The organism is Pseudomonas sp. PvP025, assembly GCF_017832155.1.
GTDB lineage: Bacteria > Pseudomonadota > Gammaproteobacteria > Pseudomonadales > Pseudomonadaceae > Aquipseudomonas.
The window spans coordinates 5,451,728-5,467,577 of sequence record NZ_JAFIBJ010000001.1 but is presented as its reverse complement, the minus strand read 5'-3'; the positions used below and the strand labels follow the sequence as shown (position 1 = coordinate 5,467,577).

The window sequence follows — 15,850 nt, the reverse complement described above, 5'->3', positions numbered from 1 at the left end:
TCATCGGAAGCGGTTTTTTTATGCCCCTCTTTTAACCGCGCCAACTTGCGTTCGATCATCGCCCAAAACCCGCCCTGCCCCACTTTCATCGCTCCCGCACCGCCCCGCACCATGCGCGCACCTGCATAACCCCAATAACAACAGGTCCTACGCCATGAGCACGTTTCGCCCGCGCCAGCTATTGCTGGCAACCGCTGTCGCAAGCCTTGCCCTGCCCGTCTGCGCCGAGGAACACGGTTTTCTCGAAGACGCCAGCGCCAACCTCAACTTGCGCAATTTCTTCTTCAACCGCAATTTCACCAACCCGACCAGAGCCCAGGGCGGCGCGCAGGAGTGGACGCAGAGTTTCATCCTCGATGCCCGCTCCGGTTTCACCCAGGGCACGGTCGGCTTTGGCGTGGATGTGCTGGGCCTGTACTCGCTCAAGCTCGATGGCGGGCGCGGCACTGGCGGCACCCAGTTGCTGCCGCTGGACCGTGATGGCCGCCCGGCGGACGACTTCGGGCGCCTGGGCGTGGCGTTCAAGGCGCGCATTTCCAAAACCGAAGTGAAGGTCGGCGAATGGATGCCGGTGCTGCCGATCCTGCGCGCCGACGATGGCCGCTCCCTGCCGCAGACGTTGCGCGGCGGGCAGATCACCGCTAAGGAAATCGACGGCCTGACCCTCTATGGCGGCCAGTTCCGCGCCAACAGCCCGCGTGACGACAGCAGCATGACTGACCTGTCGATGGTCGGCAGAACCGCGTTCACCTCCGACCGCTTCAACTTCCAGGGCGGCGAATACGCGTTCAACGACAAGCGCACCCAGGTCGGCCTGTGGAATGCCCAGCTCAAGGACATCTACAGCCAGCAGTTCATCAACCTGATCCACAGCCAGCCCCTGGGCGACTGGACCCTGGGCGCCAACCTCGGGTTTTTCTACGGCACCGACGACGGCAGCGCCCGCGCCGGCAAGCTGGACAACAAGACCTGGTCCGGCCTGTTCTCCGCACGCTACGGCGGCAACACCTTCTATGTGGGCCTGCAAAAACTCAGCGGCGACAGCCAATGGATGCGCGTCAACGGCACCAGCGGCGGCACCCTGGCCAATGACAGCTACAACTCGAGCTACGACAACGCCGAGGAAAAATCCTGGCAGGTGCGCCATGACTACAACTTTGCCGCCCTCGGCGTGCCAGGGCTGACCTTGATGAACCGCTACATCAGCGGCAGCAACGTGCACACCGGCAGCGTGACGGACGGCAAGGAATGGGGCCGCGAAAGCGAATTGGGCTACACCGTGCAAAGCGGCAGCCTGAAAAACCTGACGATGCGCTGGCGCAACTCCAGCATGCGGCGTGACTACAGCAACAATGAGTTCGACGAAAACCGCTTGATTGTCAGCTACCCCATCAGCCTGCTGTAACCCCCGCAACAGCCACGATCTGATGGGTCGTGGCTGTTTTTGTAGCAAATTGCCTCATTTACCGCATGAACGTTTCCCTGCCATGGCACGACTGAGGGGCATGCGCTGTAAGACGGCGCTACACATCACCTTATCCGACACACAGGTACAGGCCATGACCACAGTCACTTCCCATCACAACCACGCCATGGCGCCCGAACGACCGTCGGCCAACACACCGTCCGGCCCACCGCCTGTTCAGACCCACAGAAGGGTGTTGGTGGATGATGGAAATCTGCGCGCCGGTCAGGCACTCACCCTGGGCCTGAAAAACCCTGAGCGTCCAGAGACGCTGGCGAATGTTCTGTTCCTCGAAACAGATGAACGCGCCGACCGGATTCATATCAGCCAACGCCCTGATGGCCAGCTGTACGCTCAGGTGAACGGTCGTGATTACGTACTCGATACCCCAGACGGGCGCTCGAACATTCCAACCCTGCTCCACATCAAGTCCGCCGCGGGCGACGACCGTATTACCATTGCCCCCAACGTCAACGTACGTGTCGAGATCGACGCCGGAGACGGCAATGATGTGGTCCAGGCGGGCGGCGGCAAAACCTGCGTGTATGGCGGGCGTGGCGATGACGATATTACCCTCGGCAGCGACACCGGCTACGCCGAAGGCAATGAGGGCAACGACATACTCAAAGGTGGCCGGGGCCACACGGTAATGTACGGCAATGCCGGCAATGATCGCCTGTACGCCGGCAGCGGGCCGGCCGATAAACAGAGCCACCTTGATGGCGGTGCAGGCAACGACCACCTGTACGCAGGCAACGGGCACACGGTGCTCAACGGTGGCCTGGGTGACGACCTGCTGGTGGGCCACGGCAACACCACATTTTACTCAGGGCCAGGGCGCAACACCCTGCGCGCGACTGCGATCAAGGCGCGCATCCATGCACAAGCGACAGATCGCCTGATGAAAACACAAGGCTCAACGGTCACCCGTGTGACACCTACCGACGCAGGCCGACAAGCCTTCAGTATCCAGGGGCCACCTGACTTCGTTGCGCGGGTCGAAGACGATCTGACCTTGCTTCGCGCATCGCCACAAGGGCAAAAGATGCTGAAAGCGCTGGATGAGATGGCCGTAAAAAATGGCGGTCCGGTTCTCATCGTGCCCAGTGATCGCGGTAACTCCTACCGTTTCTGGAGCACCGAGCTGCAACACCTGGCTCAGGACAATCAGGTTCCCACTGAACGCACTGACCCAAAGTGGGGTTACATACAGGACGGGGTACCGGGGTCACGGGCCGACAAAGGCACGATTTTCTACAACCCGGCCACTATTTACGGGACGGACCCGCTGTTCTTGCCGCTCAACCAGCTTTTCCATGAAATGGCGCACGCCTGGAATGGCGCCAACGGCACCTTCCTGCCAGGTGCGAGCGCGCCGACCAGCGATCAACCCGAGCGCCCGGGCCCACCCAACAGCGAACTGCAAGCCGTCGGCCTGGTGAGCAACGCGCCGCCTTTCGACTTCGACAACAACGCCTCCACCCCTCCCACCTCAACCAACCCAGCCCCGTTTACCGAAAACACGCTAAACGCAGAAATGGGCCTGGCGCTGCGAACCCGCTACGCCTGAATCAGACTCGCCTGGCCAGGCGGCCATTTATACCGGTGATCGCGGCGTGTGCATGCTGTATCGTGCTCGCGCCCTCACACGGTAAAGGAACCTCAACGACACGGACGCCTACCTCTTCGCCAAGGCCGCCATGAAATACCTCATTGTCCTTTTGTCGGTTCTGCTCAGCGGCTGTATCGGCCAACCCATCGCCCTCACGCCGCAGACCGCGCAGCGTTTGCAGGCCCAGGCGCCGATCCGTTTTCTCATCACCTTCGATGACGGCCCCAGCGCCTCGGGCTACAACAACCCGAGCCGTTCGGTGTTGGGTGACCTGGCGCACAACCCGATTTTGCCGGGTATCAAGGCAGTGTTTTTCGTGCAGACCGAGGGGGCGCGTTCCGGCGGCAGTCCGCGCGGGCGCAAGACCCTGGTGCGTGAATTCGCCGCCGGGCATGTGCTGGGGTTCCACACCGCCACCGCGTTTCATACCAACCACCGCTGGTTGAGCGATGCCGAACTGGCGCGCACCCTCAGCCTGGGCGCAGCGGACATTGCCGGGATCACCGGCGCACCGCCCGTGCTGGTACGTCCGCCGTTCTGGAATTACGACAAGCGCACCTTCGCCGCCTACCAGCGCCATGGCATGGCCGTGTTGCTCACCGACCTGAGCGCCAACGACGGCAAGATCTGGGGCTTCAACGCCAGCCCCCGGCGGCGCGCCAACCTGTACCGGCAGTTGTCGGTGGTGCGCGAACACATTGCCCTGGGTGAGCTGCCGACGGTGGACGGGGTGATTCCGGTGGTGGTGACCTTCCACGATATCAACCGCTATACCGCGCGGCATCTGCAGGAGTATCTGCAGATCCTGCTGGACAGCGCGCGCGTCAACGGCATGAAGACCGCCGCCGAGCCGTTCTACACCGACACCGCCGCCCTGCAACGCGCGGCGCTGGCACGCACGGTCAAGGATGTGAATGCGCCGGTGCACCTGCCGGGGGTGTGGAATTGGGTGTGGGATGCCGATTCACACTGATGTGTTGAGCCTGTGAGAATCCCCTGCGGGAGGGGGCTTGCTCCCACCTTTCTGAGCGTATTTCACGTCGGATCTTGTTGGCGAGACTCAACCCCCAACTCATCCCACACCGATTCGGCCAGGTGGAACGTGGCGTTCGCCGCTGGAATCCCGCAGTAGATCGCGCTCTGCATCAGCACTTCCTTGATCTCGGCACGGGTCACGCCATTGCTCGCGGCGGCGCGCAGGTGCAGTTTCAACTCTTCACTGCGGTTCATGCCGATCAGCATGGCGATGGTGATCAGGCTGCGGGTATGCCGAGGCAAGCCCGGGCGGGTCCAGATATCGCCCCAGGCGTGACGGGTGATCATCTCCTGGAACTCGCCGTTGAACTCGGTCAGGGCGTTGAGGCTGCGATCGACATGGGCATCGCCGAGCACTTCGCGGCGCACCTTGAGTCCCTCGGCATAACGTTGTTTCTCGTCCACAAAAAGCTCCTCTGAACAGGAAATGTGGCGAACGGATTTTTTGTGGCAAGCCCGCTCACCACAGCCACACCGCTCGCCATTGCAAGACCAGCCATCACTGGGTCAGTGGGCCAGCAGAAACTCGATAACGCGGTCGCTGAACGCGGCGCCCGCTTGAACGTTGGACAGGTGCGCCGCATAGAACTCGGCGTACTCGGCGCCCTGCACATGGTTCTGGATAAAGTGGCCGCCGGCCGGCGGTGTCACGGCATCTTCAGTGCCGGCGATCACCAGCGTCGGCACCTTGATCGAGACCAGTTGCGCGCGCAAATCCGCGTCGCGCACGGCGGCACAGTTGGCGGCGTAGCCCTCGGGCGAGGTATTGGCGAGCATGTCGGTGATCTGTTGCGCCTGATGCGGATTCGCCGCCGCAAAGTCAGCGGTGAACCAGCGGGCAATCGACGCATCGCGCAGCGCCACCATTGCCGCCGCGCCGTCCCGCAGCACGGTCTCGATGCGCGGGTCCCACACCTCGGGGGTGCCGATCTTCGCAGCGGTATTGCACACCACCAGGCGCTGCAGGCGTGTGCCGGCGTTGATGCCCAGCCATTGGCCGATCAGCCCGCCCATGGACAGCCCGCAGAAATGTGCGCGCTGGATACCCAGCCCATCCAGCAGCGCCAGCACGTCGCGGCCCAGTTGCTCGATGCTGTAGGGCCCCGGCGTGACCAGTGACTTGCCATGACCACGGGTGTCGCAGCGCAGCACACGAAAATGCCGGGTAAACGCTGGCATCTGGATATCCCACATATGCAGGTCGGTGCCCAGGGAGTTGGACAGCACCAGCACGGGGGCATCGGCAGGCCCGTCGAGTTGGTAATGCAGTTCGCCGTCGGCGAGTTGGACAAAGGGCACGGCAGCCTCCTCAGGCGTTCAAGGCAAAATGTTCGGTGACGGCGCGGCTGACCCAGGTGTGTGCCTGGCCCAGGTAGTGCGCCGGATCGAGCAGGCGGTCCAGTTCGGTGGCTGACAGCTCGGCGGTGATCTGCGCTTCATCGGCCAGCACTGCGCGCAAATGCCGACCCTCGGCGACCGCACGCTGGCAGCATTGCTCCAGCAGATGATGCGCGGTTTCGCGGCCCAGGCGTTGGGCGAGCACGATGCTGACTGCTTCGGCGAGCACCAGGCCCTGAGTGAGGTCGAGATTGCGCGCCATGCGTTCAGCGTCGACCTCCAGGCCTTCACTCATCAGTAGCGCCTGCTTCAGCGCACCGGACACCAGCCGGCAGATGTCCGGCAGGGTTTCCCATTCGGCGTGCCACAAGCCCAGGCTGCGTTCGTGCTCCTGGGGCATGGCGCTGAACAGGGTCGCCACCAGCCCCGGCACGCGGGTGGCGGCGCTGATCAGCACGGCGGCGCCCACCGGATTACGCTTGTGCGGCATGGTGGATGAACCGCCCTTGCCCGGCGCCGACGGCTCGAAGACTTCAGCGGCTTCGGTCTGCATCAGCAGGCTGATGTCGCGGCCCAGCTTGCCGAGGCTGCCGGCGATCAGGCCAAGCACCGCAGCGAACTCCACCAGACGGTCACGCTGGGTGTGCCAGGGTTGTTCGGGCAGGCTCAATTGCAACTCCGTCGCCAGCGCCTCGGCCACCGGCATGGCCTGCTCACCCAGCGCCGCCAGGGTGCCGGACGCACCGCCAAACTGCAGCACCAGCACGCGTGGCTTCAACTGCGCCAGGCGCTGTCGACTGCGAGTCACCGCTCCCAGCCAACCGGCGATTTTCATCCCCAGGGTGACCGGCGTGGCGTGCTGCAGCCAGGTGCGCCCGGCCAGTAGCACCGCTGCGTAGCGCTGGGCCTGGGCAGCGAGAACGTCCCCCAGGCGCGCCAGGTCCGCGTCGATCAATGCCAGTGCCTGGCGCACCTGGAGAACCAGGCCGGTGTCCATCACGTCCTGGCTGGTTGCGCCCAAATGCACATAGCGCTCGGCCCCGGCGTCCTCGCTGGCAATCAACTTGCCCAGTGCCTTGACCAGCGGGATGGCCGAATTCCCCGAGGTGGCAATCGCCACGCTCAGGGCGTCGACGTCGTACAGCGAGGCCAGGCACGCCTGGGCAATCGGCGCGACGGCGGCCTGCGGAATCAACCCGACCCGGGCCTGCGCGCGGGCCAGCGCCGCCTCGAAATCCAGCATGCCCTGCAAGCGGCCCTGGTCGCAGAACACCTCGGCCATGCTGTCGGTGGTGAAGTAGGCGTCGAACAATTGGTTGCTCGTGCGCAGCGTCATAACGGATCCCTTACAAATCGTGGTGCAGGTACTCTGCCTGTTTCGGCAGGCGCAGGCTGAACAGGAACGCCACGGCCATCATGCCGGTGACGTACCAGTAAAAGGTGTTTTCCATGCCCAGGGACTTGAGGCCCAGCGCCACGTACTCCGCCGAACCGCCGAAGATCGCGTTGGCCACGGCGTAAGCGAAGCCTACGCCAAGGGCGCGTACGTGGGGCGGGAACATCTCGGCTTTGACCAGCCCGCTGATCGAGGTATAGAAGCTGACGATAGCAAGCGCCAGGGAGATCAGCACAAACGCCAGGAACGGGTTTGTCACGGTTTTCAGGGTCATCAGGATCGGCACCGTGCACAGGGTGCCAAGGGCGCCGAACCAGAGCATCGAAGTGCGCCGGCCGATCCGGTCCGAGAGCATGCCGAACAGCGGCTGCATGCACATATACACAAACAGCGCGCCGGTCATGATGTAGCTGGCGGTCTTGGCGTGCATGCCGGCGGTGTTCACCAGGTATTTCTGCATATAGGTGGTAAAGGTGTAGAAAATCAGCGAGCCGCCGGCGGTGTAGCCGAGCACGGTGATGAATGCCCCTCGGTGATCGCGGAACAACGCGGCTATGCTGCCGGCGTCCTTGTCCTGGCGCACTTGCGTGCTGGCGGTTTCCTTAAGGGTGCGACGCAGCAACAGGGAGATGACTGCTGCAATGGCGCCGATCACGAACGGAATGCGCCAGCCCCAGGCATGCAACTCTTCGTCGCTGAGAATCTGTTGCAGGATCACCAGCACCAGCACCGCCAGCAGTTGCCCGCCGATCAGGGTCACGTACTGGAACGAAGCGAAGAAACCGCGCTGGCCCTTGAGGGCGACTTCACTCATGTAGGTGGCGGTGGTGCCGTATTCGCCCCCCACCGACAAGCCCTGGAACAGCCGCGCCATCAGCAGCAGCACCGGCGCCCAGACACCGATGTCCTTGTAGGTGGGCAGAAAGGCGATAACCAGTGAGCCGGCGCACATCATCAGCACCGAAATCATCATCGAGTTCTTGCGCCCGTGCTTGTCGGCCACCCGGCCAAACAGCCAGCCACCGATGGGCCGCATCAGGAACCCGGCGGCGAACACACCGGCGGTGTTGAGCAACTGCACCGTGGGTTCGTCCGAGGGGAAAAACGCCGGGGCAAAGTAGATGGCGCAGAAGGCGTAGACATAGAAGTCGAACCATTCGACAAGGTTGCCGGAGGACGCGCCGACGATTGCAAAAATACGTTTGCGGCGTTCTTCCCCGGTGTAGTGAATCGTTGTTGTTGTCATGGTTTTTTACTCAGTGGGACGGGTATAGCCTAGACATACTTTGCAACAACCATGTCTTGCAAGAAGAGTTTGAGGAGGTTCTGACTCAAAGGGTCTCATCGGGAGCAAGCCCCCTCCCACATTTCTGAATGTATTCACCAATCAAAATGTGGGAGGGGGCTTGCTCCCGATTGGATTTCAGGCCAACTCAGTAATCGAAAAACACTGTTTCCCTGTCGGTGCCCTGCAAAATCACATTCCACTGATACACACCGGCCCCATCCTGCTCGGCAATCAACGTCGCGCGCCGCTCGGCCGGCACACAGGCCAGCAACGGGTCATCCCCATTCAACGCCTCGCCGGCAAAATAAATCCGTGTAAGCAAGTGCTTCACCAGGCCCCGTGCGAATACCAGCACCACCAGGTGCGGCGCCTGCGTCGTACCCTTGAGCCCGGGAACGCTGCCCGGCTTGATCGTGGTAAAGCGGAACCGCCCTTCGGCATCCACCGGCACGCGGCCGAAGCCTTCGAAGTTCGGGTCGACGGGTTTGGCCTGCTCATCCTCCGGGTGGTCGTACTTGCCGGCGGCGTTGGCCTGCCAGACCTCCAGCATGGCGTCGTTGACGACATCGCCGTTGCCGTCCACCACTTGCCCGCTGATCGCCACGCGGTCGCCCAGCGTGGCGGCGACGGTCAAGTCCTCGCGGTTCAGCCAGGTCAGGCCGATGTGGTAGTAAGGCCCCACCGTGTGGGACGTGGTTGCATACAGGCTCATCTCATTTCTCCATCGGCGTGGCGTCGCGGCCGCGCAGGACGATGTCCCAGCGGTAGCCGAGGGCATAGGAAGGAATGGTTTTTTCCAGGTCGAAGCTGGCGATCAGGCGCTGCTTGGCCGAGGTGTCCGGCACGCAGTTGTAGATCGGGTCGTATTCCAGCAGCGGGTCGCCGGGGAAGTACATCTGCGTCACCAACCGGGTCAGCACGCTGGGGCCGAACAGCGAAAAGTGGATATGCGCCGGGCGCCATGCGTTGTGGTGATTGCCCCACGGGTAGGCACCGGGCTTGATGGTCTGGAACTGGTACCAGCCATCGGCGTCGGTGACGGTGCGGCCGGTGCCGGTAAAGTTGGGGTCCAGCGGCGCATCGTGCAGGTCGCGCGGGTGGTTGTAGCGGCCGGCGGCGTTGGCCTGCCAGATTTCCACCAGAATGCCCGGCACCGGCAAACCGTTTTCGTCCAGCACACGGCCATGGATGATGATGCGTTCGCCTTGCGGCTCGCCGTCATGCTGGGCGGTGAGGTCGTTGTCGGTCTCATTGACCCGCTCGGCGCCGATGCTCGGGCCGGTGATTTCCGACAGGGAATGGGGCAGGAACACCAGCGGCCGGGACGGCGAACGCAGGTTCGTCGACTGGTAGGCCGGGTGCAGGTAATCAGGTTGAGTGCCCGCTTGCGGGCGCCGGTAACCGGGCTTGTCACTCATGGAGCAATCCTCTCTTATTAGACGCGTTCAATCGCCAGGGCCAAACCTTGGCCGACGCCCACGCACATAGTCGCCAGGCCTTTATGGCCTCCGGTTTTTTCCAACTGATGCAGGGCTGTCAGTACCAACCGCGCACCGCTCATGCCCAACGGATGGCCAAGCGCAATGGCGCCGCCGTTCGGGTTGACCTGCGGCGCGTCGTCGGCAATCCCCAGCTCACGCAGCACCGCCAGGCCCTGGCTGGCAAAGGCTTCATTGAGTTCGATCACATCGAAATCGCTGACGGCCAGGCCCAGGCGCTCCACCAGCTTGCGCACCGCCGGCACCGGGCCGATGCCCATCACACGCGGCGCAACACCGGCGCTGGCCATGCCCAATACCCGGGCGCGGGCCGTGAGGCCGTGTTTTTTCACCGCGTCGGCGGACGCCAGAATCAGCGCCGCCGCACCGTCGTTCACGCCTGACGCGTTGCCGGCGGTGACGGTCTTGTCAGGGCCGTTGACCGGCTTGAGTTTGGTCAGCGCTTCAAGGGTGGTGTCGCGTGGATGCTCATCGTGCTCCACCAGGGTTTCGCCTTTTTTATGGGCGACCCGCACCGGCACGATTTCTTCGGCAAAGAAGCCGGCAGCCTGGGCAGCGGCCGTGCGTTGCTGGCTGCGCAGGGCAAAGGCGTCCTGATCGGCGCGGGACACGTTGTAGTCATCGGCAACGTTGTCGGCGGTCTGCGGCATCGCGTCCACGCCGTACTGGGCTTTCATCAAGGGGTTGATAAAACGCCAGCCGATGGTGGTGTCTTCAAGCTTCATGTTGCGCGAAAACGCGGCGTCGGCCTTGCCCATCACGAACGGTGCACGGGACATCGACTCGACGCCGCCGGCAATCGTCAGCTCCATTTCGCCGCTGGCGATGGCGCGAAAGGCAGTGCCGATGGCGTCCATGCCCGAGGCGCACAAGCGGTTGAGGGTTACGCCGGGAATGCTCTGCGGCAGTCCGGCCAGCAACAGCGCCATGCGCGCGACGTTGCGGTTGTCTTCGCCGGCCTGGTTGGCGCAGCCGAGGAACACCTCGTCCACCGCGTTCCAGTCCACCGACGGGTTGCGCTCCATCAGCGCCTTGATCGGCAGCGCGGCCAGGTCATCGGCGCGTACTGTGGACAAGCCACCACCAAAGCGGCCGATGGGGGTGCGAATGGCATCACAGATAAATACGTCGCGCATCAGGCTTCTCCAGGCGCTTGGCCGTGGGCGGCGGCCGTGCGGGCTTCAAGGTCACGCAGGGCGGTCAGTTCGACCTCTGTCGGTGCGGCACTGGTGTCGACCTGATCGGCAAAGCGAATCGCCCAACCGGTGGCGGCCATTACTTGCTCGCGGGTGACCCCGGGGTGCAGCGCGGTGACCACGAACTCATGGGTGCCCTCTTCCGGCTCCATGATGCACAGGTCGGTAATAATGCCCACAGGTCCGGCACCCGGCAGGCCCAGGCGCTTGCGTGAATCACCGCCTTCGCCGTGACCGACCGAAGTGATGAAGTCCAGCTTGTCGACAAACGAGCGCGCCGACTGCTTGAGGATGATCAGCACACTCTTGGCGGAGCCGGCGATTTCCGGCGCGCCACCGGCACCCGGCAGGCGTACTTTGGGCTGGTGATAGTCACCGACCACGGTGGTGTTGATGTTGCCGAAACGGTCGACCTGGGCCGCACCGAGAAAGCCGACGTCGATGCGTCCGCCTTGCAGCCAGTAGCGGAAGATCTCGCCGGTGGGCACCACGGTGTCAGCGGTTTCCGCCAGTTCGCCATCGCCGATGGACAGCGGCAACACGGAAGGCTTGGCGCCAATCGGGCCGGACTCGTAGATCAGCACCACATCGGGCGATGAGGTCAGGCGCGCCAGGTTGGCGGCCTTGGACGGCAGGCCGATGCCGACAAAGCATACCGAGCCGTTCTTGAGGCGGCGCGCGGCGGCGACGGTCATCATTTCGTTGGTCGAGTAAGCCATTACTTGGCCTCCTGCGCGGTGGCCAGCTTGGCCTGGAATTCACTGAAATCGGCAGTGCCGTGGATGTATTCGTCGATCCAGGCGGTAAAGGTCCCACGGTCGCGGGCAATCGGGTCCCACGCCTGATAGAAACGATTGTCGCGCTCGTTGTAGCCGTGGGCGTAGGACGGATGTGCGCCGCCAGGTACATGGCACACGGCGGTCAGGGCCCAGGTCGGCAGCACGCAGCTGTTCATCGGCGCATTCAGGTCGTCGACGATTTCCTCGACGGTAACGATGCAGCGCTTGGCTGCCAGGGCCGCTTCCTTCTGCACACCGAGAATGCCCCAGAGCAGCACGTTGCCCTTGCGGTCGGCTTTCTGCGCATGAATCACCGTGATGTCCGGGCGCACCGAGGGCACCGCCGCCAGCACTTCGCCGGTAAATGGACAGGTCACGGTCTTGATCAGCGGGTTGACCTTGGGCAGGTCGGAACCGGCGTAGGCGCGCAGCACCGCGAAGGGCAGCCCGGAGGCTCCTGCAACGTAGGCGTTGGCGAGGTCTGCATGGCTGTGTTCTTCGATCTCCAGCGGCTGCGGCCACTGTTTTTCCACCGCGTCACGCAAGCGATGCAGAGAGCCCACACCCGGATTGCCGCCCCACGAGAAAATCAGCTTGCGCACACAGCCGGCACCGATCAACTGATCGTAGATCAGGTCGGGCGTCATGCGCACCAGCGTCAGGTCTTTCTTGCCCTGACGAATGATTTCATGGCCTGCGGCCGTAGGGATCAGGTGGGTGAAGCCTTCGAGAGCGACGGTGTCGCCGTCGTTCACGAAGCGCTTGACCGCATCACGCAGGGTGAGAATGTCAGCCATGGGGTGGGGCTCCCGGTGTGGATCGAAAAAGGCGCTGAGGTGGCGCCGAAGTGCCTGAAGATTAAGCCGAGGGCATGGCGCCAAACAATCCGATAATCGACTAACCGTTCGATAATCGAACATTTGTTAGCGAGCTAACTCAATCCAATGTGGGAGGGGGCTTGCTCCCGATAGGATTGTGTCAGCCCAGGATGTGCTGACTGATACACCGCTATCGGGAGCAAGCCCCCTCCCACATTTTTAAACGCCACCACCCCTCAGGTGGCATCCGCATGGCTGACCATGCCCTTGATGATCACGGCCGCAGTGGCCAGCGCGGCCGGGATCACCAGCGCAGTCAGCACCTGCTCGAAGTTCCAGCCCAGGCCCAGCAGCGTGGCGCCCATCCATGCACCGAGGATCGCGCCGAACCTGCCGATTCCGAGCATCCACGACACCCCCGTGGCGCGGCCCTGCGTCGGGTAGAAACGCGCGGCCAGAGACGGCATCGCCGATTGCGCGCCGTTGACGCACATCCCGGCAATCAGCACCAACGTCGCCAGCAGGGTGATATTGCCCAGGCTCTGCCCTACTGCGTAGGCGAAGACCCCCGCCAGCAGGTAAAACGTGCCGATGACCTTGTGCGGATTGAAGCGGTCCATCGCCCAGCCCACACCGACCGCACTCAACACGCCGCCGAACTGGAACAGCGCGCCGATGAAGGCGGCCTGCTCCATGCTGGCGCCGCTGTCGCGCATCAGGGTCGGCAGCCAGCTGGTGAGCAGGTACACAATCACCAGGCCCATGAAATAGGTAAGCCACAGCAACAAGGTGCCGGCGCTGTAGGTGCCGGAGAAGATCACCGCGAACACGTTGCGTGCCTTGACGGTTTTTTGCTCGGGCACACTGAAGGCGCTGGCCTGGGCGACCACCGTGGGCTCGATGGGAGACAGCGCTTCGCGCACCTTGTCGGTGCCGCGATTGCGCACCACCAGGTAGCGCGCCGATTCGGGCAGCCACAGTATCAGCGCCACCACCAGGACCAACGGCAGGATGCCGCCGATCATCAACAAGGCGTGCCAGCCGAACGCCGGAATCAGCTTGGCCGAGATAAACCCGCCACCGGCCATGCCCAGGTTGAAGCCGCAGAACATGCTGGTCACCAGCAAAGACTTGTGGCGCTCGGGGGTGTATTCGGACAGCAGGGTGGTGGCATTCGGCATGCCGGCGCCCAGGCCCAGCCCGGTCAGAAAGCGCAGCACCAGCAGTTGGTCGACATTCGAGCTGTAAGCCGACGCCAGGCTGAAGGCGCCGAACACCAGCACCGCCCCCACCAGCACAACCTTGCGTCCGAAGCGATCCGCCAGCGGCCCGGAGCCGAGGGCGCCGAACACCATGCCGATCAACGCGGCGCTCATCACCGGGCCGAGGCTGGCGCGATCAATACCCCAATCCTGGGACAGCGCCGGAGCGATAAAGCCCATGGCGGCAGTGTCGAGGCCATCAAGGAAGACAATCAGGAAACACAGGATCACCACACGCCACTGGTAGCGTGACAGTGGCTGGGCATTGATGAAGGACTGGACGTCCAGGGTGGAGCCGACAGAAGGTTGCGTCATTATTCTTATTCCACACCGATGGCGGGCCAACGACCTGAGGTCGTCATTATTATTGGGTGCGCCCGGAAGCGCTGCCGCACCTTAATCAGCGCGGGCAAAGACCGTCAATTCATCGCGCCCGGATCTGTGCGGTCACCGAACAGCTTAGGCAAACAGTTGGGTACTCAGCTCGCGACTGGCACTGAGCATGCTCGGCAGGAAACGCTGCTCCAGCTCGCTGCGACTGACCCGCCCGGCATGGGTGCTGACATTGAGCGCGGCCAATACCTGGCCGGAGGCGTCGTACACCGGCACGGCGATGGAACGCAGGCCCTGCTCGAGTTCCTGATCGACGATGCACCAGCCTTGCTGGCGCACCTGTTGCAGGCATTCGAACAGCGCTTGAGGAGTGGTCAGGGTGCGACTGGTCTTGGTGGGCAAGTCGGCATGGTCGAGGTAATCCTGCAGCGAAGCGTCGTCCAGCGCCGCCAGGAGGATGCGGCCCATGGAGGTGCAGTAGGCCGGCAGGCGCCCGCCCACCGACAGGTCTATCGAAATCAGGCGCTGCGTGGTGGCGGAACGGGCAATGTAGAGAATGTCGTCGCCTTCGAGCGTGGCCATGTTGCAGGCTTCGTGCAGTTGCTCGCTCATGCGGTCCAGGTACGGCTGGGCGGACACGGCCAACGGGGTCGACGACAGGTAGGCGTGGCCCAGGGTCAGGACTTTGGGCAACAGCGAATAGGTGCGCCCATCGGTGGTGGCGTAGCCGAGCTTGATCAGCGTGTGCAGACAACGGCGCACGGCGGCGCGGGGGATTTCGGTGCGATGGCTGATCTGGGCGATGGTCAGGTGGCGCTTGCGCTCCTGGAACGCCTGCACCACGGCCAGACCGCGGGCCAGGGAGGTCATGAAGTCCGGATCGCCGGTGAACGCCTGGATGCGCTTGGCCGGTGAAGCCACGATTGGCGGCGCCACCGATGCGAAGGCGTTACGCAATTGGTCGTTCATTTGGGGTCCTTTTTTCTTGTTCTGCAAGCGCAGGGAGGGCTGCTCGCCATTACAAACCGCACCGACCCGGCAGACAAGACGAGGCCGGCGTCATTGGGCGATTATCGGACGAGCAGTCGATTATCGCAATTTGTCCCGCTATAACGCCTTGAATTAATCTGTCTTCATCGGCGATGAAAACAACTAGTGATGACGTCAGCTTCTTCAGCCAATACTGACTCCCGTGTAACAAATCCCTCACACGAAGTTAGGGCTTTTTAACTTTATGCCAGTAGTGTTATTCAAATGCGCCGCTATAATGCAGGCTGTGCAGAGGTCAGCCCGGTATCAGTATCGGCTTTGGAGCTCGCCTGACGGCGCCCGTTGAGTGCTTCGTCGGTTACACGCAAGGTGTTAAACGAAGTCCTCTCGGGCATTAATGTTCCACTTGAACGGTTCAACTGTTCAATTCGAACCCTCGATCGCGAGTTTCTGCCTTATCGCTGCACATTAATTAAACTCAACTCAATTAGGTAACAACTGTGACGAAAGACGAACTGCGCGCGGAACTTGAGCGCCAGGAACAACGTTACAAGGACGTTTACGGCGGGGAAGTCACCACCTACGCCGCGCAGCCTGAGCCGGAGCGCAAGCCTTGGCGCAAGCGTGCCAGCTTGCTCGATCAGGCATTTGCTCAGGAAATCGAGAAGATTGAACAGGAACTCAAGGCCGAAGAGTCATAAGTCCTTCGGTGTGAGCGGCCAGGGTGTTGCGGTCTTTGCCGGTCGAGCGTCGGCTGAGAGCACCTGTCTTTTTCTGCATTTCAGTTAGCGGCCTACGGACCTCTGGGAAATTTCATACAAATATTTCAGAAGTGACGA

At 62.8% G+C, this 15,850-nt stretch carries 15 protein-coding genes; 4 read left to right on the top strand and 11 right to left on the bottom strand.

Features of this window, described 5'->3' with window-relative positions; all coding sequences use genetic code 11:
* The first annotated feature begins 154 nt into the window (after positions 1–154).
* The 3 genes from JOE32_RS23865 (at position 155) to JOE32_RS23855 (ending at position 4,050) form a co-directional block, all read left to right on the top strand.
* Positions 155–1,405: an OprD family porin gene (locus JOE32_RS23865; protein WP_209989738.1), complete on the top strand. Its 1,251-nt coding sequence runs from the start codon at positions 155–157 to the stop codon at positions 1,403–1,405.
* Positions 1,406–1,559: 154 nt separating this feature from the next.
* A complete protein-coding gene (locus tag JOE32_RS23860; RefSeq protein ID WP_245229109.1) occupies positions 1,560–3,035 on the top strand; it encodes a M91 family zinc metallopeptidase in 1,476 nt (491 codons plus the stop codon).
* A gap of 130 nt (positions 3,036–3,165) precedes the next feature.
* Positions 3,166–4,050 (top strand): polysaccharide deacetylase family protein, encoded by an 885-nt coding sequence (locus tag JOE32_RS23855; RefSeq protein ID WP_209989735.1) that lies wholly within the window; start codon positions 3,166–3,168, stop codon positions 4,048–4,050.
* 62 nt (positions 4,051–4,112) lie between these two features.
* Here JOE32_RS23855 and pcaC read toward each other — a convergent pair whose 3' ends face one another.
* The 11 genes from pcaC to pcaR form a co-directional block, all read right to left on the bottom strand.
* Positions 4,113–4,517 (bottom strand): 4-carboxymuconolactone decarboxylase, encoded by a 405-nt coding sequence (gene pcaC, locus JOE32_RS23850; protein WP_057007855.1) that lies wholly within the window; start codon positions 4,515–4,517, stop codon positions 4,113–4,115.
* A 102-nt stretch (positions 4,518–4,619) separates the two neighbouring features.
* Positions 4,620–5,411, bottom strand: a complete 792-nt coding sequence (gene pcaD, locus JOE32_RS23845; protein WP_209989733.1) for a 3-oxoadipate enol-lactonase — start codon at positions 5,409–5,411, stop codon at positions 4,620–4,622.
* 10 nt (positions 5,412–5,421) lie between these two features.
* Positions 5,422–6,786, bottom strand: a complete 1,365-nt coding sequence (locus tag JOE32_RS23840) for a 3-carboxy-cis,cis-muconate cycloisomerase (RefSeq protein WP_209989730.1) — start codon at positions 6,784–6,786, stop codon at positions 5,422–5,424.
* Positions 6,787–6,796: 10 nt separating this feature from the next.
* Entirely contained in the window at positions 6,797–8,092 is a 1,296-nt protein-coding gene (locus JOE32_RS23835) for an MFS family transporter (RefSeq protein ID WP_209989727.1), read from the bottom strand.
* Between the two features lie 187 nt (positions 8,093–8,279).
* Positions 8,280–8,846 (bottom strand): protocatechuate 3,4-dioxygenase subunit alpha, encoded by a 567-nt coding sequence (pcaG, locus tag JOE32_RS23830; protein WP_209989725.1) that lies wholly within the window; start codon positions 8,844–8,846, stop codon positions 8,280–8,282.
* A gap of 1 nt (position 8,847) precedes the next feature.
* A complete protein-coding gene (gene pcaH, locus JOE32_RS23825) occupies positions 8,848–9,552 on the bottom strand; it encodes a protocatechuate 3,4-dioxygenase subunit beta (protein WP_209989722.1) in 705 nt (234 codons plus the stop codon).
* Between the two features lie 17 nt (positions 9,553–9,569).
* On the bottom strand, positions 9,570–10,772 hold the full coding sequence (pcaF, locus tag JOE32_RS23820; RefSeq protein ID WP_209990721.1) for a 3-oxoadipyl-CoA thiolase: 1,203 nt from the start codon (positions 10,770–10,772) through the stop codon (positions 9,570–9,572).
* On the bottom strand, positions 10,769–11,548 hold the full coding sequence (locus JOE32_RS23815) for a CoA-transferase subunit beta (protein ID WP_209989718.1): 780 nt from the start codon (positions 11,546–11,548) through the stop codon (positions 10,769–10,771). Before JOE32_RS23815 ends, pcaF begins: the two co-directional genes overlap by 4 nt.
* Positions 11,548–12,405, bottom strand: a complete 858-nt coding sequence (locus tag JOE32_RS23810; protein ID WP_209989716.1) for a CoA transferase subunit A — start codon at positions 12,403–12,405, stop codon at positions 11,548–11,550. Before JOE32_RS23810 ends, JOE32_RS23815 begins: the two co-directional genes overlap by 1 nt.
* Before the next feature lie 257 nt (positions 12,406–12,662).
* The gene (locus JOE32_RS23805; protein WP_209989713.1) at positions 12,663–14,003 is read right to left on the bottom strand and encodes an MFS transporter; all 1,341 of its coding nucleotides are present in this window, start codon (positions 14,001–14,003) and stop codon (positions 12,663–12,665) included.
* Positions 14,004–14,147: 144 nt separating this feature from the next.
* Entirely contained in the window at positions 14,148–14,990 is an 843-nt protein-coding gene (pcaR, locus tag JOE32_RS23800) for a pca regulon transcriptional regulator PcaR (protein WP_209989709.1), read from the bottom strand.
* 521 nt (positions 14,991–15,511) lie between these two features.
* Here pcaR and JOE32_RS23795 point away from each other — a divergent pair.
* The gene (locus JOE32_RS23795; RefSeq protein ID WP_003231079.1) at positions 15,512–15,712 is read left to right on the top strand and encodes a hypothetical protein; all 201 of its coding nucleotides are present in this window, start codon (positions 15,512–15,514) and stop codon (positions 15,710–15,712) included.
* Positions 15,713–15,850: the final 138 nt, after the last annotated feature.

Bases quoted from the DNA above. Each gene is read 5' to 3' on its own strand.
- JOE32_RS23865 (WP_209989738.1), top strand. From the start codon at position 155: ATGAGCACGTTTCGCCCGCGCCAGCTATTGCTGGCAACCGCTGTCGCA.
- JOE32_RS23860 (WP_245229109.1), top strand. From the start codon at position 1,560: ATGACCACAGTCACTTCCCATCACAACCACGCCATGGCGCCCGAACGA.
- JOE32_RS23855 (WP_209989735.1), top strand. From the start codon at position 3,166: ATGAAATACCTCATTGTCCTTTTGTCGGTTCTGCTCAGCGGCTGTATC.
- JOE32_RS23840 (WP_209989730.1), bottom strand. From the start codon at position 6,786: ATGACGCTGCGCACGAGCAACCAATTGTTCGACGCCTACTTCACCACC.
- JOE32_RS23835 (WP_209989727.1), bottom strand. From the start codon at position 8,092: ATGACAACAACAACGATTCACTACACCGGGGAAGAACGCCGCAAACGT.
- pcaG (WP_209989725.1), bottom strand. From the start codon at position 8,846: ATGAGCCTGTATGCAACCACGTCCCACACGGTGGGGCCTTACTACCAC.
- pcaH (WP_209989722.1), bottom strand. From the start codon at position 9,552: ATGAGTGACAAGCCCGGTTACCGGCGCCCGCAAGCGGGCACTCAACCT.
- JOE32_RS23815 (WP_209989718.1), bottom strand. From the start codon at position 11,548: ATGGCTTACTCGACCAACGAAATGATGACCGTCGCCGCCGCGCGCCGC.
- JOE32_RS23810 (WP_209989716.1), bottom strand. From the start codon at position 12,405: ATGGCTGACATTCTCACCCTGCGTGATGCGGTCAAGCGCTTCGTGAAC.
- JOE32_RS23805 (WP_209989713.1), bottom strand. From the start codon at position 14,003: ATGACGCAACCTTCTGTCGGCTCCACCCTGGACGTCCAGTCCTTCATC.
- pcaR (WP_209989709.1), bottom strand. From the start codon at position 14,990: ATGAACGACCAATTGCGTAACGCCTTCGCATCGGTGGCGCCGCCAATC.